Origin of the sequence: Streptomyces sp. NBC_01622, assembly GCF_045209635.1 — a bacterium.
In the GTDB taxonomy this organism is placed as follows: Bacteria; Actinomycetota; Actinomycetes; order Streptomycetales; family Streptomycetaceae; genus Streptomyces.
Genome location: NZ_CP109293.1, coordinates 8,286,711 through 8,308,555 on the forward strand (window position 1 = coordinate 8,286,711; position 21,845 = coordinate 8,308,555).

Here is a 21,845-nt window from a genome sequence, read left to right on the forward strand (position 1 = left end):
TGGACTAAAGTTGCGCGAAGCGGGAGGCGAGGCCTCCCTGCTGGACTTTTCCCGGAGACCCCGGCGACTTTCCGGATTCTCCCCACGTGCGCGGCGCGTACGTACGGCTCGGCCTCCTCCCGCTCCCGGTCGGCTGACGCTTCCGGCGCCGGCAGGCCTTCCCCTTCCTGAGCGGGCGGGGACCCGGCGGTGCGTACGGGCCCGCCGGACCTGAGAGGGCCCCTTGAGCAACAGTCGACACGTCCCGGTGATGCTCCAGCGGTGCCTGGACCTGTTGGCACCCGCCCTGGAGCGGCCGGGAGCGGTGGTCGTCGACTGCACCCTCGGCCTCGGCGGCCACAGCGAGGCACTGCTCGCGCGCTTCCCCGAGGCCCGCCTCGTCGCCCTCGACCGCGACAAGGAGGCCCTGCGCCTCTCCGGCGAGCGCCTCGCCCCCTTCGGGGAACGCGCCACCCTCGTGCACGCCGTCTACGACGAGCTGCCCGACGTACTGGAGCGGCTCGGCCACGCGCGCGTGGAGGGCGTTCTGTTCGACCTCGGCGTCTCCTCCATGCAACTGGACGAGGCCGACCGCGGCTTCGCCTACGCCCAGGACGCGCCCCTCGACATGCGGATGGACCAGACGGCCGGCATCAGCGCCGCCGAGGTCCTCAACACCTACCCGGCGGGCGAACTCGTCCGCATCCTGCGGGCGTACGGCGAGGAGAAGCAGGCCAAGCGGATCGTGTCGGCGGTCGTACGGGAACGCGACAAGGAGCCGTTCAGCAACAGCGCGCGGCTCGTCGAGCTGATCCGCGACTCGCTGCCCCAGGCCGCCAAGCGCACCGGCGGCAACCCGGCCAAGCGCACCTTCCAGGCGCTGCGCATCGAGGTCAACGGCGAACTGTCCGTCCTGGAGCGGGCGATTCCCGCCGCCGTGAAGTCCCTTGCCGTGGGCGGCCGGATCGCCGTCCTGTCGTACCACTCGCTCGAAGACCGCCTGGTGAAGCAGGTGTTCGCGGCCGGCGCCGCCAATACCGCGCCCCCTGGACTGCCGGTGGTGCCCGAGCAGTACCAGCCCCGGCTCAAGCTCCTGACGCGCGGTGCCGAACTTCCCACCGAGGAAGAGGTCGCCGAGAACCGGCGGGCGGCACCCGCGCGGCTGCGGGGGGCCGAGCGCATCAGGGAGGACATCGGGTGAGTACGTACCAAGTCGGTGCGGGGTGCGTGAGTGAGTAGGAAACCCGAACTGAGGGGCAGGGCCGCCCGGCTCGCGCGGCTCTTCCCGACCGGCCCGGGACGGGCGGCCCGTACCCCGTTCGTCCTCCTTGTCGTGCTCCTCCTCGGCGGCGGCCTGATCGGGCTGCTCGTGCTGAACTCCGCGCTCAGCGAAGGGCAGTTCAAGCTGGACGACCTCCAGAAGCAGACGAAGAGCCTCACCGACGAGGAACAGGCCCTTCAGCGGGACATCGACGCCTACTCCGCCCCCGACGCCCTCCAGCGTCGCGCCCACGAGCTCGGCATGGTGCCCGGGGGAGACCCCGCCTTCCTCGACCCGAACGGCACCGTGAAGGGTGTCCCCGAGCAGGCCACCGCCGAGAAGACCTCGGCGGACACACCGGTGGTCCGCGCCCCGGAGGCCCTCATCAGCAGGCCGAGCCCGAGCCCGACCCGCGCGGCCGGAGCGGCGGCACCCGTGACCACCCCCACCCCGGCCCGGTCCGTACCGCCCGTGCAGTCCTCGACAGTTCAGTCCTCCACCCCGACTACACCCGGCAGGTGACGGAAGTGTCCGACAGGGAACCGCCGCGCCGCCGAGTGCCCGGACCGGCCAGGCCCGAACGGCCCGATGCCCGGCGCCGCCCCGGGCCCGGCGCCCGCCCGGCCCGCCGCCCGGCATCGGCCCCTCCTGCCGCTCGCCCGGGAGGCCCGCGCTCCCTCCGACTCGGCAGCCCCCGCCCCCGGCTGCGGATGATCAGCCTCGCGCTGACCCTCGTCCTGATCGCGTTCGTCGTACGGCTGCTCCAGGTGCAGGCCGTCGACGCGAGCGCGTACGCCGCCAAGGCCGCGCAGAACCGGTACGTCGACTACGTCCTGGCCGCCGAGCGCGGTGAGATCACCGACCGCTCCGGGGTGGCCCTCGCGACCAGCGTGGACGCGTACACGATCACCGCCGACCCGACGCTGTTCACCCGCAAGCAGCTGAAGATCGACGACGGGCCGGAGCAGGCGGCGGCCCTCCTGGCCCCGATCCTCGGTGTGGACCAGGCCTCGATCGTCAAGAAGCTCAGGCCCGCGAACAAGAACCTGCGCTACGTGGTGCTCGCCAACCGGCAGACCCCACAGGTCTGGAAGCAGATCAAGGACCTGAAGAGCGCGCTCACCACCAAGTCCGGAACCGACCCGACCACGGTCAACGTCCTTGCCGGTGTCCTCGCCGTCCCCACCACCAAGCGCGTGTACCCGAACGGTGATCTCGCCGCCGGGATACTGGGCTGGGTCAACGCCGACGGCAAGGGCGGCGGCGGGGTCGAGCAGCAGTTGAACAAGGACCTGACCGGCAAGGACGGCAAGGTCCGCTACGCCCAGTCCGGCGGCCTCCAGGTGCCCACCGCGGGCTCCACGGAGACGCCCGCCGTGCCCGGTTCCGACGTCGAGCTGACCATCGACCGCGACATCCAGTGGGCCGCGCAGAACGCCATCACGGAGCAGGTGAGGAAGTCGAAGGCGGACCGCGGGTACGTGATAGTGCAGGACACCCGCACCGGAGAGATCCTCGCCATGGCCAACGCGCCCGGCTTCGACCCGAACGACCTCGCGCAGGCCAACGCGGCCTCCCTGGGCAACGCGGCCCTCCAGGACGCCTACGAGCCCGGTTCCACCGCCAAGGTCATGACGATGGCCGCCGTACTCCAGGAGAACGTGGCCACCCCGCTGACGCATGTCGTCGTGCCGAACCGGCTGCACCGCGGCGACCGGCTCTTCCAGGACGACGTCGACCACGCGACCTGGAACCTCACGCTCAACGGCGTCCTCGCCAAGTCCAGCAACATCGGCACCATCGAGGCGGCCGGCCAGCTCGGCAAGACGCAGGCGCAGGCCAACGAGGTCCTGTACTCGTATCTGCACAAGTTCGGCATCGGCACCTACAGCGGGCTCGACTTCCCCGGTGAGACGAAGGGCATCCTCGCGACCCCCGACAAGTGGTCGACCTCGCAGCAGTACACGATTCCTTTCGGCCAGGGCATGTCCCTCAACGCGCTTCAGGCGGCCTCCGTCTACTCGACGGTCGCCAACGGCGGAGTCCGCGTCGAGCCCACCCTGGTGCGCGGCACGAAGGGCCCCGACGGTCGCTTCACACCGGCCGCCGCGCCCAAGAAGACCCGGGTCATCAGTGCGAAGACGGCGAAGACCCTCGCCCAGATGCTGGAGTCCGTGGTGGACGACGAGCAGGGCACGGGTGGTAAGGCCGCGATTCCGGGGTACCGGGTCGCGGGCAAGACCGGTACCGCCAACCGCGTGGATCCGGCCACCGGCAAGTACAAGGGCTACACCTCGTCGTTCGCCGGGTTCGCGCCCGCCGACAACCCCCGCATCACCGTCTACTGCGCGATCCAGAACGCCACCAGCGGAAGCTACTTCGGCGGTCAGATCTGCGGACCGATCTACAAGCAGGTGATGGAGTTCGCCCTCAAGACCCTCCAGGTCCCGCCCACCGGGGCGAAGGCCGCGAACCTGCCCGTGACCTTCACTCCCTGATCAGCGCAACAGCCAGGAACCGATCCGTGACCATGATCACCTCCCAGTCCGGGAACCAGGGCGAGCCCCGCCCCTCGCCCACCCGTCGCCCACCACCACCCTTGCAGGACCGCGCTGCGCGCGGGCACCTCTTTGGCTCCGAGGCGGGTGCGCCCGGTACGCTCACCGCCGTGCCATCCGCCGATCAGTCCCAAACCCCCCAGAAGGGCGCATCCGTGACATACCCGGGGCCGCCCAGGCCGGCGCAGCTCTCCGCCACACCCCTCGCGGAACTCTCCGACCAACTGGGCGCCACCGCGCCGGTGTCGACCGCCGAGGTCACGGGCATCACCCATGACTCGCGCGCCGTCCGCCCCGGCGACCTGTACGCCGCGCTGCCCGGCGCCCGTGTGCACGGCGCCGACTTCGTGACCCAGGCGGCCGGCCTCGGTGCCGTCGCAGTCCTGACGGACCCGGCAGGCGCCGACCGCGCGACCGCGACCGGCCTGCCGGTGCTGGTCGTGGCCGATCCGCGCGGGCAGATGGGCGAGCTGGCGGCCACCATCTACGGCCACCCCGGCCGCGATCTGCTCCAGATCGGCATCACCGGCACCTCCGGGAAGACGACCACCGCGTACCTCGTCGAGGGCGGCCTGAAAACGGTCCGGTCCACCGGTCTGATCGGCACGGTCGAGACCCGCATCGGCGACGAGCGCATGAAGTCGGAGCGGACGACCCCCGAAGCCACCGATCTCCAGGCCCTGTTCGCGGTCATGCGCGAGCGTGGGGTCGACGCGGTCGCCATGGAGGTCTCCAGCCACGCACTGGTCCTCGGCCGGGTCGACGCCTGCATCTTCGACATCGCGGTCTTCACCAACCTCAGCCCGGAACACATGGAGTTCCACTCGGGCATGGAGGACTACTTCCAGGCCAAGGCGCAGTTGTTCACCCCGCTGCGCAGCCGGCAGGGCGTGGTCAACCTCGACGACGAGTACGGCCGCAGGCTCGCCGCCGAGGCCACGGTCCCCGTGGTCACCTACTCCGCCGAGGGCCACCCGGACGCCGACTGGCGCGCCGAGGACGTCCAAGTCGGCCCGATGGACTCGACGTTCACCGCGGTCGGCCCCAAGGGCGAGCTGATCACCGCCAGATCGCCGCTCGCGGGTTCCTTCAACGTGGCCAACACCCTCGCCGCGATCGCCGCCCTGGCCACCGCGGGCCTCGACCCGCAGCTCGCCGCCGACGGCATCGCCGCGGTGCCGGGCGTGCCGGGGCGCCTGGAGCGCGTGGACGCCGGGCAGCCGTATCTCGCGGTCGTCGACTACGCCCACAAGACGGACGCCGTCGAATCGGTCCTGCGCGCGCTGCGCAAGGTCACCGAGGGCAAGGTGCACGTCGTGCTCGGCTGCGGCGGCGATCGGGACAAGACCAAGCGCGAGCCGATGGGCGCCGCGGTCGCCCGGCTCGCCGACACCGCCGTACTGACGTCGGACAACCCCCGCTCCGAGGACCCCCTCGCGATCCTCGCGACCATGCTCCAGGGGGCGGCGTCCGTGCCGGCGCACGAGCGCGGCGAGGTCCAGGTCTTCGAGGACCGGGCCGCCGCCATCGCCGCCGCCGTCGCCCGCGCGCGGCCGGGGGACACCGTGCTGGTCGCGGGCAAGGGCCACGAGCAGGGCCAGGACATCGCCGGAGTGGTCCGTCCCTTCGACGACCGCCAGGTGCTTCGCGAAGCTATCCAGAAGACCCAGGGATGAACTTGTGATCGCCCTCTCCCTCGCCGAGATCGCAGAAGTCGTCGGCGGGCAGACGCACGACATACCGGATCCGTCCGTCCAGGTCACCGGTCCGGTGGTCCGCGACTCCAGGGAAGTGCAACCAGGCAGCCTCTTCGTCGCCTTCGTGGGCGAGCGCGTCGACGGCCACGACTTCGGACACGCGGTCGTCGAGGCGGGCGCGGTGGCCCTCCTGGCGTCCCGCCCGGTCGGCGTGCCCGCGATCGTCGTGGACGACGTCCAGAGCGCCCTGGGCGCCCTCGCCCGCCATGTCGTACGACGGCTCGGCGCGACCCTCGTGGCCCTCACCGGCTCGGCGGGCAAGACCAGCACCAAGGACCTCATCGCCCAGGTGCTCGCCCGCAAGGCGCCCACAGTGTTCACACCGGGATCGTTGAACAATGAGATCGGGCTGCCGCTGACCGCGCTGAGCGCCACCGACGAGACGAGGTTCCTCGTCCTGGAGATGGGCGCCCGCGGGATCGGTCACATCCGCTACCTCACGGATCTGACGCCCCCGAAGATCGGCCTCGTCCTCAACGTCGGCACCGCCCACATCGGGGAGTTCGGCGGCCGGGAGCAGATCGCGCAGGCAAAGGGTGAACTCGTCGAGGCCCTCCCGGAGGATGGCGCCGCGATCCTCAACGCCGACGATCCGCTCGTACGGGCCATGGCATCCCGTACGAAGGCGAAGGTGATCCTTTTCGGAGAGTCCGGCGAAGCGGACGTACGGGCCGAGAACGTGAGACTCACGGACAGCGGACAGCCCGCCTTCAGCCTTCACACACCCTCCGGGTGCAGCGAAGTGACCATGCGCCTGTACGGTGAGCACCACGTGTCGAACGCGCTCGCCGCGGCCGCCGTCGCCCATGAGCTGGGCATGTCCGCAGACGAGATCGCCACCGCGCTCTCCGAGGCGGGCTCCCTCTCCCGCTGGCGGATGGAGGTCACCGAGCGACCGGACGGCGTGACCATCGTCAACGACGCCTACAACGCGAACCCCGAGTCCATGCGAGCCGCCTTGCGCGCGCTCGCGGCCATGGGCAAGGGGCGGCGGACCTGGGCGGTGCTCGGCAAGATGGCCGAGCTCGGGGACGAGGCGCTCGCCGAGCACGACGCGGTCGGACGGCTCGCCGTCCGGCTCAATGTCGGCAAGCTCGTCGCGGTCGGGGGCAGGGAAGCGTCCTGGCTGCAACTGGGCGCATATAACGAGGGTTCGTGGGGTGAGGAGTCGGTGCACGTGTCCGACGCACAGGCGGCGGTCGACCTGTTGCGCAGCGAGTTGCGCACGGGAGACGTCGTTCTCGTGAAGGCGTCCCGTTCGGTCGGTCTGGAGAGCGTGGCGCAGGCGCTCGTCGAGGCCGGTACCGAGGGTGAGGTTGCCGCCCGATGATGAAGCAGATCCTGTTCTCAGGAGTCATCGGCCTGTTCCTGACCCTGGTGGGCACCCCGCTGCTGATCAAGCTGCTGGCCCGCAAGGGCTACGGCCAGTACATCCGGGACGACGGGCCGCGCGAGCACGCCGCGAAGCGCGGTACGCCGACGATGGGCGGCATCGCCTTCATCTTCGCGACGGTCGCCGCGTACTTCCTGTCCAAGCTCATCACCGGCTACGCGCCGACCTATTCGGGTCTGCTGGTGCTCGGTCTGATGGTCGGCATGGGCCTGGTCGGTTTCCTCGACGACTACATCAAGATCGTCAAGCGGCGTTCGCTGGGCCTGCGGGCCAAGGCGAAGATGGCCGGTCAGCTGATCGTCGGCATCAGCTTCGCGGTGCTCGCCCTGCAGTTCCAGGACGCCCGCGGCAACACCCCGGCCTCCACGAAGCTGTCGTTCATCACGGACTTCGGCTGGAAGATCGGCCCGATCCTGTTCGTGATCTGGGCGCTGTTCATGATCCTCGCGATGTCGAACGGCGTGAACCTGACGGACGGTCTGGACGGTCTGGCCACCGGCGCCTCGGTGCTGGTCTTCGGTGCCTACACTTTCATCGGTGTCTGGCAGTTCCAGGAGTCCTGCGCCAACGCGCAGACCCTGACCAACCCGAACGCCTGCTACGAAGTGCGCGATCCGCTCGACCTCGCGGTCATCGCCTCCGCGCTGATGGGCGCCTGCCTGGGCTTCCTGTGGTGGAACACCTCGCCGGCCAAGATCTTCATGGGTGACACGGGCTCACTCGCCCTCGGCGGTGTCCTCACCGGTCTGGCGATCCTCTCCCGCACCGAGCTGCTCGTCGCCATCATGGGTGGCCTCTTCGTCCTCATCACCATGTCGGTGGTCATCCAGGTCGGCTCCTTCAAGCTCACCGGCAAGCGGGTCTTCCGGATGGCCCCGCTCCAGCACCACTTCGAACTCAAGGGCTGGTCCGAAGTGCTCGTGGTGGTCCGTTTCTGGATCATCCAGGGCATCTGCGTGATCGTCGGCCTGGGCCTCTTCTACGCGGGATGGGCAGCGGAAAAGTGACCGATGGGCAGGGGCTCTCCTGGGAGGGCAAGCACGTCACCGTCGCCGGGCTCGGTGTCTCCGGCATCCCGGCAGCCAAGGTCCTGCACGGCCTCGGCGCGCTCGTCACGGTCGTCAACGACGGCGACGACGAGCGCTCCCGGGCCCAGGCGGCCGACCTGGAGACGCTCGGCATCACCGTGCGCCTCGGCGACGGGGCGACCCTGCCCGACGGCACCGAACTGATCGTCACCACCCCCGGCTGGAAGCCCGACAAGCCGCTGTTCACGGCGGCCCGGGCAGCCGGCGTCGAGATCTGGGGCGACGTAGAACTCGCCTGGCGCCTGCGCGGCCCCGAAGCGGCCCCCTGGCTCGCAGTCACCGGCACCAACGGCAAGACCACCACCGTCCAGATGCTCGCCTCCATCCTGAAGGCGGGCGGCCTGCGCACGGCCGCCGTCGGAAACATCGGGGTCTCGGTCCTCGACGCCGTACTCGGGGACGAGCAATACGACGTCCTCGCCGTCGAACTGTCGAGCTATCAGCTGCACTGGGCGCCCTCCGTGCGCGCCCACTCCGCCGTCGTCCTGAACCTGGCACCCGATCACCTCGACTGGCACGGCTCCATGGAGGCGTACGCCGCCGACAAGGGCCGTATCTACGAAGGCAATCGGGTCGCCTGCGTCTACAACGTCGCCGACAAGGCCACCGAGGACCTGGTCCGCGAGGCCGACGTCGAGGAGGGGTGCCGGGCCATCGGGTTCACGCTGGGCTCGCCCGGGCCGTCCCAACTCGGCGTCGTGGACGGCATCCTGGTCGACCGCGCCTTCGTCGAGGACCGGCAGCGGAACGCGCAGGAGCTGGCGGAGATCTCCGACGTCAATCCGCCCGCCCCGCACAACATCGCCAACGCCCTTGCCGCCGCTGCCCTCGCGCGCGCCTTCGGGGTGCCCGCCAAGGCCGTACGGGACGGGCTGCGGGCCTTCACGCCCGACGCGCACCGCATCGCGCACGTGGCCGATGTGGACGGTGTCGCGTACATCGACGACTCCAAGGCCACCAACACCCATGCGGCGGAAGCCTCGTTGGCGGCCTACGAGTCGATCGTGTGGATCGCGGGCGGACTCGCCAAGGGCGCCACCTTCGACGAGCTCGTCGCCAAGTCGGCAAAGCGACTTCGGGGCGTGGTGCTGATCGGCGCCGATCGTGCGCTCATCCGGGAAGCCCTGGCGCGACACGCGCCGGAAGTACCCGTCGTCGACCTCGCCCGGACCGACACTGGGGCGATGCTCGCGGCTGTCCAGGAGGCACAGCGGCTCGCCGCCGCCGGCGACACGGTGCTGCTCGCCCCGGCCTGCGCCTCCATGGACATGTTCGCCAACTACAACAAGCGCGGTGACGCGTTCGCCCAGGCGGTTCGCGAACTCGGCGCCTGACCGACGTGAGCGGAGGCGCTGATGCCCAGTAGCCGTACCGGCCGGCCGCCCGTGCAGCAGCGGACCCCCAGACGTCCCGCCGCCGCACGGACCGTACGGGACAACCCCGTACGCCGGTTGTACGCCAACGCGCGCCGGGCCTGGGACCGGCCGCTGACCGCCTACTACCTGATCGCCGGCGGCAGCGTGCTGATCACCGTGCTCGGTCTGGTGATGGTCTACTCGGCCTCCCAGATCACGGCGCTCCAACTGTCGCTGCCCGGCTCGTATTTCTTCCGCAAACAGTTTCTCGCCGCCTGCATCGGCGGGGTGCTGGCGCTGGCCGCCTCGCGGATGCCGGTCAAACTGCACCGGGCGCTGGCCTATCCGATCCTCGCGGGCGCCGTCTTCATGATGGCGCTGGTGCAGCTGCCGGGGATAGGGATGTCGGTCAACGGCAACCGCAACTGGATCTCGCTCGGCGGCTCCTTCCAGATCCAGCCCAGCGAGTTCGGCAAGCTGGCCCTCGTCCTGTGGGGCGCCGATCTGCTCGCCCGCAAGCAGGACAAGGCGATGCTGTCCCAGTGGAAGCACATGCTGGTGCCGCTGGTGCCGGTCGCGTTCATGCTGCTCGGGCTGATCATGCTCGGCGGCGACATGGGTACGGCGATCATCCTCACCGCGATCCTGTTCGGCCTGCTCTGGCTGGCCGGAGCGCCGACCCGGCTCTTCGTCGGCGTGCTGTCGATCGCCGCCGCGATCGGTGTGATCCTCATCAAGACCAGCCCCAACCGCATGGCCCGGCTCGCCTGCATCGGCGCCACCGAGCCCAAGACCGGGGTCGCCGACTGCTGGCAGGCCGTGCACGGGATCTACGCGCTCGCATCCGGCGGGATCTTCGGCTCCGGGCTCGGCGCGAGTGTGGAGAAATGGGGTCAACTCCCCGAAGCCCACACCGACTTCATCTTCGCCGTCACCGGTGAGGAACTGGGTCTGGCAGGGACGCTGTCGGTCCTCGCCCTCTTCGCGGCTCTAGGCTATGCGGGTATCCGCGTGGCCGGACGCACGGAGGACCCCTTCGTGAGGTATGCCGCGGGAGGCGTGACCACCTGGATCATCGCTCAGGCGGTGATCAACATCGGTGCGGTGCTCGGCCTGCTGCCGATCGCCGGCGTCCCGCTCCCGCTGTTCTCCTACGGGGGTTCTGCCCTGCTGCCGACCATGTTCGCCATCGGGTTGCTGATCGCCTTCGCGCGCGACGACCCCGCTGCGCGGGCGGCGCTTGCGATGCGGCAACCCCGCTTTGGTAGAAAACGGGGGGCCAGGGGACCCGGTTCCGGCCGGAGTCCCCGCAGATGGAACACGATGCGACGGCGTGCCTCGGCGGCGCGTTCGTCCGGAGAGCGGTGAATTTCGGTGCATGTCGTACTCGCCGGTGGGGGGACCGCCGGCCACATCGAGCCCGCGCTCGCCCTCGCGGACGCCCTGCGCAGGCAGGACCCCACCGTGGGGATCACGGCGCTGGGCACGGAACGCGGCCTTGAGACCCGCCTCGTACCCGAGCGGGGCTACGAACTCGCGCTGATCCCCGCCGTACCGCTGCCCCGCAAGCCCACCCCGGAACTGATCACCGTACCGGGCCGGCTGCGCGGCACGATCAAGGCCGCCGAGCAGATCCTGGAGCGCACCAAGGCGGACGCGGTCGTCGGCTTCGGCGGCTATGTGGCGCTGCCCGGCTACCTCGCCGCCAAGCGCCTCGGTGTGCCGATCGTGATCCACGAGGCCAACGCCCGGCCCGGGTTGGCCAACAAGATCGGCTCGCGCTACGCGGCCCAGGTCGCCGTCTCCACCCCGGACAGCAAGCTGCGGGGCGCCCGTTACATCGGCATCCCGCTGCGCCGCTCCATCGCCCTCCTGGACCGCGCGGCCGTACGGCCCGAGGCCCGGGCCGCGTTCGGCCTCGACCCGAACCTGCCGACGCTGCTGGTCTCCGGCGGCTCGCAGGGCGCCCGGCACCTCAACGAGGTGGTCGAGCGGGTCGCGCCGTACCTCCAACAGGCCGGAATCCAGATCCTGCACGCGGTCGGACCGAAGAACGAACTGCCGCAGGTGCACCAGATGCCGGGGATGCCCCCCTACATCCCGGTACCGTACGTGGACCGGATGGATCTCGCGTACGCCGCGGCCGACATGATGCTCTGCCGCGCGGGCGCGATGACCGTCGCCGAACTCTCCGCCGTCGGACTCCCGGCCGCCTACGTCCCGCTGCCCATCGGCAACGGCGAACAGCGGCTGAACGCCCAGCCGGTGGTCAAGGCCGGCGGCGGACTCCTGGTCGACGACGCGGAACTGACGCCCGAGTGGGTCCAGGGCAACGTCCTGCCCGTGCTCGCCGACCCGCACCGGCTGTACGAGATGTCGCGCGCGGCAAGCGAGTTCGGCCGCCGGGACGCCGACGACCTGCTCGTCGGCATGGTGTACGAGGCGATCGCCTCGCGGCACCGCTAGCCAGATGTGAGAGAGGCAGGGGATCGTGGCCGGACCGACGACCGCCGAACGCGGTGAACGCCAACAGGAGTCGTCCGGCCCGCCCCTTGTCCGGCGCCTGGGGCCGCGACGCCTTCGTCTGATTGTCGTACTCGCCCTCGCGGCAGTCCTGTTGGGCGCCGCCACGGTCTGGCTGCTCTACGGCTCTCAGTGGCTCCGGGTGGAGAAGGTGTCGGTCTCCGGGACCGAAGTCCTGACGCCGGAGCAGGTGCGCGAAGCCGCCGGAGTTCCGGTCGGCGGACCGCTCATTTCCGTCGACACCGCTGCGATCGAAGCCCGACTCCGCAGGAAATTGCCCCGAATTGACACCGTTGATGTAGTCCGTTCCTGGCCTCATGGAATCGGGCTGAAAGTGACCGAACGCAGCCCGGTCCTGGTGGCTAAAAAGGGCGGAAACTTCGTCGAAGTGGACGACGAGGGCGTGCGATTCGCCACCGTTTCCACGCCACCGAAGTCCATCCCCACCCTCGAATTGGCGCTCTCTCCCACGGCTTCCTCCGCCATCGGCCTGCGTCGTTTCGGCGAGGACCGACTCATCCGCGAGGCGGTGCGCGTCGCGGGTGACATTCCGGCCGCCGTCGCGCGCGACACACGGGTCGTCAAGGTCCGTTCCTACGACGACATCTCACTGGAGTTGAGCGGCGGCCGGACCGTCTCGTGGGGAAGTGGCGACAAGGGTGCGGCGAAGGCGCGTACGCTCACCGCTCTCATGAAAGCAGCTTCCGGAGCCCGGCACTTCGACGTAAGTGTTCCCACCGCCCCTGCGTCAGCCGGGAGTTGACGCACATTCGCGCAGGCCAGCACCCTGGTTGGGCAGCGCTACGGCTGATCACATAGGGTGAAAAGAAAAACGGGAGGTTCGGCGTGTTCGTTGAACGTGCGCCACTTGTCGACTTAGTGTCCTGTTCAGAAGACTTCAAGGAACGGACACACTGGTAACCCTAAACTTCAACGTTAGGGTTCGGGTCGGCGCTACGGACCGTCCCATTCGGCATCCGTCGTCGGATCGCGGAGCACCGCGATCGACGACACGTAACTCGAGGCGAGAGGCCTTCGACGTGGCAGCACCGCAGAACTACCTCGCAGTCATCAAAGTCATCGGTGTCGGCGGCGGTGGTGTCAATGCCATCAACCGGATGATCGAGGTCGGTCTCAAGGGCGTCGAGTTCATCGCCATCAACACCGACGCGCAGGCGCTGTTGATGAGCGACGCCGACGTCAAACTCGACGTCGGCCGCGAACTCACCCGCGGACTCGGCGCCGGCGCCAACCCGGCCGTCGGCCGCAAGGCCGCCGAGGATCACCGCGAGGAGATCGAGGAGGTCCTCAAGGGGGCCGACATGGTCTTCGTGACGGCCGGCGAGGGCGGCGGCACCGGCACCGGCGGCGCCCCCGTCGTGGCCAACATCGCCCGCTCCCTGGGCGCCCTCACCATCGGCGTGGTCACCCGCCCCTTCACCTTCGAAGGACGGCGCAGGGCCAACCAGGCGGAGGACGGCATCGCCGAACTCCGCGAAGAGGTCGACACCCTCATCGTCATCCCGAACGACCGGCTGCTGTCCATCTCGGACCGCCAGGTCTCGGTCCTCGACGCCTTCAAGTCGGCGGACCAGGTCCTGCTCTCCGGCGTTCAGGGCATCACCGACCTCATCACCACACCCGGCCTGATCAACCTCGACTTCGCCGACGTCAAGTCCGTGATGTCCGAGGCCGGTTCGGCCCTCATGGGCATCGGCTCGGCCCGCGGCGACGACCGCGCGGTGGCGGCGGCCGAGATGGCGATCTCCTCGCCGCTCCTCGAGGCCTCCATCGACGGCGCCCGCGGCGTCCTGCTCTCCATCTCCGGCGGCTCCGACCTCGGCCTGTTCGAGATCAACGAAGCGGCCCAACTGGTCAGCGAGGCCGCCCACCCCGAGGCCAACATCATCTTCGGTGCGGTCATCGACGACGCCCTCGGCGACGAGGTCCGGGTCACCGTGATCGCGGCCGGCTTCGACGGCGGCCAGCCGCCGACCCGCCGCGAGAGCACCATGGGTTCGTCCTCGGCCCGCCGCGACGAGCCGACTCCGGTACGGCAGAACGAGAGCCGGCCGTCCTTCGGCTCGCTCGGCAGCGTCAAGCCCAAGGAGGAGCCGGAGCCCGCCCAGGAGCCGGTCGCCGACCTCCCGGTCGCCCCGCCGGTCCCGCCGTCGCGGGCCTACTCGGACAGCGCCGCCGAGGAGCTGGACGTACCGGACTTCCTGAAGTGATAGGACAGTTCGACACCGTGAGCGGCGCGCACTTCTCCTTCACCGACAGGTGGGGCGGGGTGAGCGCCGTTCCGTACGAGGAGCTCAACCTCGGCGGCGCGGTCGGCGACGACCCCGACGCGGTACGTACCAATCGCGAACTGGCCGCCAAGTCACTGGGCTTGGACCCGGCGCTGGTGGTCTGGATGAACCAGGTGCACGGCGCGGACGTGGCGGTCGTCGACGGGCCCTGGGGCGCCGCCGGCATCCCGTCCGTCGACGCGCTCGTCACCGCCCGGCGCGGACTCGCCCTCGCGGTCCTGACCGCCGACTGCACCCCGGTCCTGCTCGCCGACCCGGTCGCCGGGATCGCGGGCGCGGCCCACGCCGGACGCCCGGGCATGGTGGCAGGGGTCGTACCCGCCGTCGTACGGGCCATGACGGAACTCGGCGCCGAGCCCGCCCGGATCGTCGCCCGCACCGGACCCGCGGTCTGCGGCCGGTGCTACGAAGTGCCCGCGGACATGCGCGCCGACGTCGCCGCCGTGGAACCCGCGGCGTACGCCGAGACGAGCTGGGGCACTCCCGCGGTCGATGTGACCGCCGGGGCGCACGCGCAGCTCGACCGGCTCGGAGTGCGCGACCGGGAGCAGTCGCCGGTGTGCACCCGTGAATCGGGCGACCACTTCTCGTACCGCCGCGACCGCACCACCGGGCGGCTCGCGAGCTATGTGTGGCTGGACTGATGGTGCATGACGGACCGTAGGGACGAACTCGCCGCGAATCTGGCGAAAGTCGAGGAGCGCATCGCCGCCGCCTGTGCCGCGGCCGGGCGGAAGCGCGAGGAGGTGACCCTGATCGTGGTCACCAAGACCTATCCGGCGAGCGACGTACGAACGCTGGCCGAACTCGGTGTGCGTCATGTCGCCGAGAACCGGGACCAGGACGCCGCCCCGAAGGCGGCCGAATGCGCAGATCTGCCGCTGAGTTGGCACTTCGTCGGCCAGTTGCAGACCAACAAGGTGCGATCTGTGGTCGGTTACGCCGATGTCGTGCAATCGGTCGACCGGGCCCGCCTCGTGACCGCGCTGTCGAAGGAGGCCGAGCGGTCCGGGCGCGAACTGGGCTGTCTCATCCAGGTCGCTCTCGACGCGGGAGTGAGCGGGCGGGGCGAGCGGGGTGGCGTGGGGCCGGGCGGCGTAGGGGAGTTGGCCGACCTGGTGGCCGCCTCCCCGGGGCTGCGGCTCGACGGTCTGATGACCGTCGCTCCGCTCACCGGGGAGTACGCGGGACGCCAACAGGAGGCGTTCGGGCGGTTGATGGATTTGTCGACTGACCTGCGCCGAGCCCATCCGGCTGCGAACATGGTGTCGGCAGGGATGAGTGCGGACCTCGAACAGGCCGTGGCAGCCGGAGCGACACATGTACGCGTCGGCACTGCGGTACTCGGCGTGCGCCCCAGGCTCGGGTAACGTCGCCAGGAAGTCGGACCACAGCAGAAAATATGGTCATTGCCGCCGAAGGCGGGCGTAACGACCTCGTGGATCGCGGGCACTTGGCAGTCGTCAGCCGATCCACCACAGAGCGGAGGACTCAGAGAATGGCCGGCGCGATGCGCAAGATGGCGGTCTACCTCGGCCTCGTGGAGGACGATGGGTACGACGGCCGGGGTTTCGACCCCGATGACGACTTCGAACCCGAACTGGACCCCGAGCCCGAGCGGGACCGGCGGCGGCACGAGCCGTCGCATCAGGTACACAGTTCACATCAGTCCCAAAGGGATGAACCGGTACGAGTGGTGCAGCCTTCGGCCCCTCGCGATCCCGTGTCCCATTCCGCTTCACTGGGTGCGGAATCAGGGCGTCCGGCGCGTATCGCGCCCGTGGCATCCATCACACAAGAACGCCAGTCCCTGGAGAAGAACGCACCGGTGATCATGCCCAAGGTCGTGTCGGAACGAGAGCCTTACCGGATCACCACACTTCACCCCCGGACCTACAACGAGGCCCGTACTATCGGGGAACACTTCCGTGAAGGCACCCCGGTGATCATGAATCTGACTGAGATGGATGACACAGACGCCAAGCGACTTGTCGACTTTGCGGCCGGTTTGGTGTTTGGTCTTCACGGCAGCATCGAGCGGGTGACGCAGAAGGTGTTCCTGTTGTCGCCTGCTAACGTCGATGTCACGGCGGAGGACAAGGCCCGCATCGCAGAGGGCGGGTTCTTCAATCAGAGCTGAGACAGACAGCCGCTAGGAAGCACGGAACAGGGGAGAGGGAAAGACAGACCATGAGCGTGTTCGCGCAGGTGATCTACATCGCGCTGATGGTGTTCCTCATCGTGCTCATCTTCCGGTTGGTCATGGACTACGTCTTCCAGTTCGCCCGCTCATGGCAACCCGGCAAGGCGATGGTGGTCGTTCTGGAGGCCGCCTACACTGTCACCGATCCACCGTTGAAGCTTCTACGGCGGTTCATTCCGCCGTTGCGTCTCGGGGGCGTGGCGCTCGACCTGTCCTTCTTCGTCCTGATGATCATCGTCTACATCTTGATCTCTATCGTGGGCAATCTCGCGGGGTGACAGTGGACGATACGGTCTTGCCGACTGCCGATGACTACGTTGAGGTGAAGAGATGCCGTTGACCCCCGAGGACGTGCGGAACAAGCAGTTCACGACCGTCCGCCTTCGAGAAGGCTATGACGAGGACGAGGTTGATGCCTTCCTCGACGAGGTCGAAGCCGAACTGACGCGCTTGCTCCGCGAGAACGAGGACCTGCGCGCCAAACTGGCCGCGGCCACGCGTGCCGCTGCCCAGAACCAGCAGAACATGCGCAAGCCCCCGGAACAGGACCAGCAGCAGGGCGGCATGCAGCAACAGGGGATGCCCCAGCAGGGCATGCCCCCGCAAGGCATGCCGCAGCAGGGAATGCCGCAGCAGGGCATGCGCGGTCCGGGCGCCCCGGTGCCCGCCGGCATATCGGGCCCGCCGCAGCAGCAGATGGGCGGCCCCATGGGCGGCCCGCCCCAGCTGCCGAGCGGCGCCCCGCAACTGCCGCCCGGCCCCGGCGGCCAGGGTGGCCCGCAGGGCCAGGGTCCGATGGGACAGGGCCCCATGGGCCAGGGTCCGATGCAGGGCCAGATGGGCCAGGGCCCGATGCAGGGTCAGATGCAGCAGATGGGCCAGGGCCCGATGCAGGGTCAGATGGGCCAGCCCCCCATGCAGCAGCAGATGGGCATGGGCGGACCGATGGGCGGCGGTATGCCGCAGCAGGGCCCCGGTGGCGACAGCGCCGCCCGTGTCCTCTCGCTGGCTCAGCAGACCGCCGACCAGGCGATCGCCGAGGCCCGTTCCGAGGCCAACAAGATCGTCGGCGAGGCCCGTTCGCGCGCCGAGGGTCTCGAGCGCGACGCCCGTTCCAAGGCCGACGCCCTGGAGCGGGACGCGCAGGAGAAGCACCGCGTTGCGATGGGCTCCCTGGAGTCCGCCCGCGCCACGCTGGAGCGCAAGGTCGAGGACCTGCGCGGCTTCGAGCGCGAGTACCGCACGCGTCTGAAGTCCTACCTGGAGTCCCAGCTGCGTCAGTTGGAAACCCAGGCCGACGACTCGCTGGCTCCGCCGCGCGCTCCGGCCGCCGCGTCGCTTCCGCCGTCCCCGGCGCCCTCGATGGCCCCGGCCGGCGCGAGCGCCCCGTCGTACGGCGGCCCGCAGGGCATGGGTGGCATGGGGGGCCCGGCTCCGGCCGGACCGTCCTATGGCGGCCAGCAGCAGATGTCCCCGGCGATGACCCAGCCGATGGCTCCGGTACGGCCGCAGGGCCCCTCCCCGATGGGCCAGGCCCCCTCGCCGATGCGCGGCTTCCTGATCGACGAGGACGACAACTGACCGGCCTGTAGTACGCCTCGGGCGTCGGCAGCGTTCAAAGGGCGGGGCCCCCGGATCTTCCGGGGGCCCCGCCCTTTGACGCGGGATGCCTGATCTCACTCAGGGGCGCGGGGCTGTATCGATTTGCGGCTCCGCCGCGTGGGCGCACGTTCCAGGTCCCACCCGAGCCAATGAGAAAGGGCCCAGCCTCCTCCACGGAGACCGGGCCCTTTCTCACACCAGTGGTGCTTACGCCTTACGCAGGCGGAACACCAGCGACAACCCCTCGTCCGTGAACGGGACGCCGTACGTGTCGTCCGCCTCACCCTGGGCGAAGTCCAGCGCCAGCACCTCGTCGGCGATCAGGGCCGCGTGCTCGGCCAGCGCCGAGATGACCTCCGGGTCGGTCGACGTCCAGCGCAGCGCGATCCGGTCGGCCACGTCCAGGCCGCTGTTCTTGCGGGCCTCCTGGATCAGCCGGATCGCGTCACGGGCCAGGCCCGCCTGCCGCAGCTCCTCCGTGATCTCCAGGTCGAGGGCGACCGTCGCACCCGAGTCGGACGCCACGGACCAGCCCTCGCGCGGGGTCTCTGTGATGATCACCTCATCCGGAGCCAGCGTGATGGTCTCGCCGTCCACGTCGACGGTCGCCGTGCCCTCGCGCAGGGCCAGGGACAGGGCAGCCGCGTCCGCGTTCGCGACGGCCTTCGCGACATCCTGGACGCGCTTGCCGAACCGCTTGCCCAGGGCGCGGAAGTTGGCCTTCGCCGTGGTGTCGACCAGCGAGCCGCCGACCTCGCTCAGTGAAGCGAGCCCCTCGACGTTCAGCTCCTCCGTGATCTGCGCGTGCAGTTCGCGGTCCAGGGCGGCGAAGCCCGTCGCCGCGATCAGCGCGCGGGACAGCGGCTGGCGCGTCTTGACGCCCGACTCCGCGCGCGTGGCCCGGCCCAGCTCCACCAGGCGCCGTACGAGGACCATCTGCTTGGACAGCTCCGGGTTGATGACGGACAGGTCCGCCTCCGGCCACGAGGAGAGGTGGACGGACTCCGGGGCGCCCGGGGTCACCGGGACGATCAGGTCCTGCCAGACCCGCTCGGTGATGAACGGGGTCAGCGGGGCCATCAGCTTGGTGACCGTCTCGACGACCTCGTGCAGGGTGCGCAGCGCGGCCTTGTCGCCCTGCCAGAAGCGGCGACGGGAGCGGCGGACGTACCAGTTGGACAGGTCGTCGACGAACGCCGACAGGAGCTTGCCGGCGCGCTGGGTGTCGTAGGACTCCAGAGCCTGTGTCACCTGGTCGGTGAGCGCGTGGAGTTCGGACAGCAGCCAGCGGTCCAGGACCGGGCGGTCGGCCGGGGCCGGGTCCGCCGCGCTCGGTGCCCAGTCGGACGTGCGCGCGTACAGGGCCTGGAAGGCGACCGTGTTCCAGTAGGTGAGGAGCGTCTTGCGGACGACCTCCTGGATGGTGCCGTGGCCCACGCGGCGTGCCGCCCACGGGGAACCGCCGGCCGCCATGAACCAGCGCACCGCGTCCGCGCCGTGCTGGTCCATCAGCGGGATCGGCTGCAGGATGTTGCCCAGGTGCTTGGACATCTTGCGGCCGTCCTCGGCGAGGATGTGGCCGAGGCACACCACGTTCTCGTACGACGACTTGTCGAAGACAAGGGTGCCGACCGCCATCAGCGTGTAGAACCAGCCGCGGGTCTGGTCGATCGCCTCGGAGATGAACTGCGCCGGGTAGCGGGACTCGAACATCTCCTTGTTCTTGTACGGGTAGCCCCACTGCGCGAACGGCATCGAACCCGAGTCGTACCAGGCGTCGATGACCTCGGGCACGCGCGTGGCCGTCTCGCCGCACTGGGGGCAGGCGAAGGTGACCGCGTCGATGAACGGGCGGTGCGGGTCTAGGTTCGACTGGTCGGTGCCGGTCAGCTCGGTCAGCTCCGCGCGGGAACCGACGACCGTGAGGTGGTCGTCCTCGCAGCGCCAGATCGGCAGCGGGGTGCCCCAGTAGCGGCTGCGGGACAGCGCCCAGTCGATGTTGTTGTTCAGCCAGTCGCCGTACCGGCCGTGCTTGACGGTGTCCGGGAACCAGTTGGTGTTCTCGTTCTCCTGGAGGAGACGGTCCTTGACGGCCGTGGTGCGGATGTACCAGGAGGGCTGCGCGTAGTACAGGAGCGCGGTGTGGCAGCGCCAGCAGTGCGGGTAACTGTGCTCGTACGGCACGTGCTTGAAGAGCAGCCCGCGGTCCTTGAGGTCCTCGGTGAGCTTTTCGTCGGCCTTCTTGAAGAAGACACCGCCTACCAGCGGGACGTCCTCGGCGAAGGTGCCGTTCGGGCGGACCGGGTTCACGACCGGCAGGCCGTACGCGCGGCAGACCTTGAGGTCCTCCTCGCCGAAGGCGGGGGACTGGTGGACCAGACCCGTACCGTCCTCGACCGTCACGTACTCGGCGTTCACCACGTAGTGGGCCGGCTCCGGGAACTCCACGAGCTCGAACGGACGTTGATATGTCCAGCGCTCCATCTCGGCGCCGGTGAAGGTCTCACCGGTGGTCTCCCAGCCCTCGCCGAGGGCCTTGGCGAGCAGCGGCTCGGCGACGACGAGCTGCTCCTCGCCGTTCGTCGCGACGACGTAGGTGACCTCGGGGTGGGCCGCGACGGCCGTGTTGGACACCAGCGTCCAGGGCGTCGTCGTCCACACCAGGAGCGCGGCACGACCGGCCAGCGGACCGGAGGTGAGCGGGAAACGGACGTACACGGAGGGGTCGACGACCGTCTCGTAGCCCTGCGCCAGCTCGTGGTCCGAGAGACCCGTCTGGTCGCGCGGGCACCAGGGGGCGACGCGGTAGTCCTGGACCAGCAGGCCCTTGTTGAAGATCTCCTTGAGCGACCACCAGACCGACTCGATGTACTCGGGGTCCATCGTGCGGTACGCGTCGTCCAGGTCGACCCAGTACCCCATGCGGGTCGTCAGCTCGGTGAAGGCGTCGGTGTGCCGGGTCACGGACTCGCGGCACTTGGCGTTGAACTCGGCGATGCCGTACGCCTCGATGTCCTGCTTGTCGGTGAAGCCGAGTTCCTTCTCGACCGCCAGCTCCACCGGGAGGCCGTGGCAGTCCCAGCCGGCCTTGCGGCCCACGTGGTAGCCGCGCATGGTCCGGAAGCGGGGGAAGACGTCCTTGAAGACGCGCGCCTCGATGTGGTGGGCGCCCGGCATGCCGTTGGCCGTGGGCGGGCCCTCGTAGAACACCCACTCGGGGCGCCCCTCGGACTGGTCCAGGGTCTTGGCGAAGATCTTCTGCTCGCGCCAGAAGTCGAGCACGGCGTGCTCGAGCGCGGGCAGGTCGACCTGGGCGGGCACCTGGCGGTACGTCGGCGTTGTCATCAGCGAGCTTCCTCCGGCGGACTTTCTGCCTTCCGTCCGGAGGGACGAGAGCTACGACTTTCCGTACGCCGTGTGCGGCGCGCTCCCGCGGTACCACCCTCCTTGGCTCCCCGGTGCACCCTGCGCACCAGTGAGCCCCCTCATTGGGGTCGCGATACCGGGTCTACTCGCCGCGGCCGGTCGGCTGCGGCTTTCTTCCGGCGGCTCCGGGGTGATCTTCACGTCGCGCTCGCCCCCGGGCTTCCACCGTCCCCGGGTCGCTCTGGGCTGCGTACGCCGCTACTCGTCCCCATCCACGCTTCTCGCTCCGCCCAGTGTACGGGCCCGCGCGGACAGCGGCCGACCGGTTTTGCGGGGGCCTCGGCCGGGGGCTTCCCGGCCTGCCGTGTGACTCGAATGGCGCTGAACGCGCGTTCGAGGTCCGGGCTGCCGGGCTCGGCGGATTACCCGGCGGGGAGCTGGGCACAAC

The 21,845-nt window shown here is 69.7% G+C and carries 17 protein-coding genes; 16 read left to right on the plus strand and 1 reads right to left on the minus strand.

Annotated elements, in window-relative coordinates; all coding sequences use genetic code 11:
* The first annotated feature begins 223 nt into the window (after positions 1–223).
* From rsmH to OH768_RS38440, 16 genes are all read left to right on the plus strand, one after another.
* Positions 224–1,180: a 16S rRNA (cytosine(1402)-N(4))-methyltransferase RsmH gene (gene rsmH / locus OH768_RS38365; RefSeq protein WP_406460722.1), complete on the plus strand. Its 957-nt coding sequence runs from the start codon at positions 224–226 to the stop codon at positions 1,178–1,180.
* A gap of 30 nt (positions 1,181–1,210) precedes the next feature.
* Complete coding sequence (locus tag OH768_RS38370; RefSeq protein WP_406460723.1) at positions 1,211–1,762, plus strand: hypothetical protein; 552 nt, start codon at positions 1,211–1,213, stop codon at positions 1,760–1,762.
* Positions 1,763–1,767: 5 nt separating this feature from the next.
* Complete coding sequence (locus tag OH768_RS38375; RefSeq protein ID WP_406460725.1) at positions 1,768–3,738, plus strand: peptidoglycan D,D-transpeptidase FtsI family protein; 1,971 nt, start codon at positions 1,768–1,770, stop codon at positions 3,736–3,738.
* 215 nt (positions 3,739–3,953) lie between these two features.
* Positions 3,954–5,474, plus strand: coding sequence for a UDP-N-acetylmuramoyl-L-alanyl-D-glutamate--2,6-diaminopimelate ligase (locus OH768_RS38380; protein ID WP_406460727.1), 1,521 nt, complete (start codon positions 3,954–3,956; stop codon positions 5,472–5,474).
* A 4-nt stretch (positions 5,475–5,478) separates the two neighbouring features.
* Entirely contained in the window at positions 5,479–6,885 is a 1,407-nt protein-coding gene (gene murF, locus OH768_RS38385; RefSeq protein ID WP_406460729.1) for a UDP-N-acetylmuramoyl-tripeptide--D-alanyl-D-alanine ligase, read from the plus strand.
* Positions 6,882–7,955, plus strand: coding sequence for a phospho-N-acetylmuramoyl-pentapeptide-transferase (mraY, locus tag OH768_RS38390; protein ID WP_359604966.1), 1,074 nt, complete (start codon positions 6,882–6,884; stop codon positions 7,953–7,955). The genes murF and mraY overlap by 4 nt, the downstream gene beginning before the upstream one ends.
* Positions 7,937–9,370, plus strand: coding sequence for a UDP-N-acetylmuramoyl-L-alanine--D-glutamate ligase (gene murD / locus OH768_RS38395; protein WP_406460731.1), 1,434 nt, complete (start codon positions 7,937–7,939; stop codon positions 9,368–9,370). Before mraY ends, murD begins: the two co-directional genes overlap by 19 nt.
* A gap of 21 nt (positions 9,371–9,391) precedes the next feature.
* Positions 9,392–10,759 (plus strand): putative lipid II flippase FtsW, encoded by a 1,368-nt coding sequence (ftsW, locus tag OH768_RS38400; protein ID WP_365309908.1) that lies wholly within the window; start codon positions 9,392–9,394, stop codon positions 10,757–10,759.
* 6 nt (positions 10,760–10,765) lie between these two features.
* Positions 10,766–11,857, plus strand: coding sequence for an undecaprenyldiphospho-muramoylpentapeptide beta-N-acetylglucosaminyltransferase (gene murG, locus OH768_RS38405; RefSeq protein WP_406460733.1), 1,092 nt, complete (start codon positions 10,766–10,768; stop codon positions 11,855–11,857).
* Positions 11,858–11,882: 25 nt separating this feature from the next.
* On the plus strand, positions 11,883–12,677 hold the full coding sequence (locus OH768_RS38410; RefSeq protein WP_406460735.1) for a cell division protein FtsQ/DivIB: 795 nt from the start codon (positions 11,883–11,885) through the stop codon (positions 12,675–12,677).
* A gap of 277 nt (positions 12,678–12,954) precedes the next feature.
* Complete coding sequence (ftsZ, locus tag OH768_RS38415; protein ID WP_406460737.1) at positions 12,955–14,145, plus strand: cell division protein FtsZ; 1,191 nt, start codon at positions 12,955–12,957, stop codon at positions 14,143–14,145.
* Complete coding sequence (pgeF, locus tag OH768_RS38420; RefSeq protein WP_406460738.1) at positions 14,142–14,870, plus strand: peptidoglycan editing factor PgeF; 729 nt, start codon at positions 14,142–14,144, stop codon at positions 14,868–14,870. The genes ftsZ and pgeF overlap by 4 nt, the downstream gene beginning before the upstream one ends.
* A 6-nt stretch (positions 14,871–14,876) precedes the next feature.
* Positions 14,877–15,596 (plus strand): YggS family pyridoxal phosphate-dependent enzyme, encoded by a 720-nt coding sequence (locus OH768_RS38425; protein WP_406460740.1) that lies wholly within the window; start codon positions 14,877–14,879, stop codon positions 15,594–15,596.
* Between the two features lie 128 nt (positions 15,597–15,724).
* Entirely contained in the window at positions 15,725–16,366 is a 642-nt protein-coding gene (locus OH768_RS38430) for a cell division protein SepF (protein ID WP_406460742.1), read from the plus strand.
* Positions 16,367–16,416: 50 nt separating this feature from the next.
* The gene (locus OH768_RS38435) at positions 16,417–16,707 is read left to right on the plus strand and encodes a YggT family protein (protein WP_019067748.1); all 291 of its coding nucleotides are present in this window, start codon (positions 16,417–16,419) and stop codon (positions 16,705–16,707) included.
* Positions 16,708–16,759: 52 nt separating this feature from the next.
* Entirely contained in the window at positions 16,760–18,010 is a 1,251-nt protein-coding gene (locus tag OH768_RS38440; RefSeq protein ID WP_406460745.1) for a DivIVA domain-containing protein, read from the plus strand.
* Between the two features lie 228 nt (positions 18,011–18,238).
* Here OH768_RS38440 and ileS read toward each other — a convergent pair whose 3' ends face one another.
* A complete protein-coding gene (ileS, locus tag OH768_RS38445; RefSeq protein WP_406460746.1) occupies positions 18,239–21,376 on the minus strand; it encodes an isoleucine--tRNA ligase in 3,138 nt (1,045 codons plus the stop codon).
* Positions 21,377–21,845 lie beyond the last annotated feature (469 nt).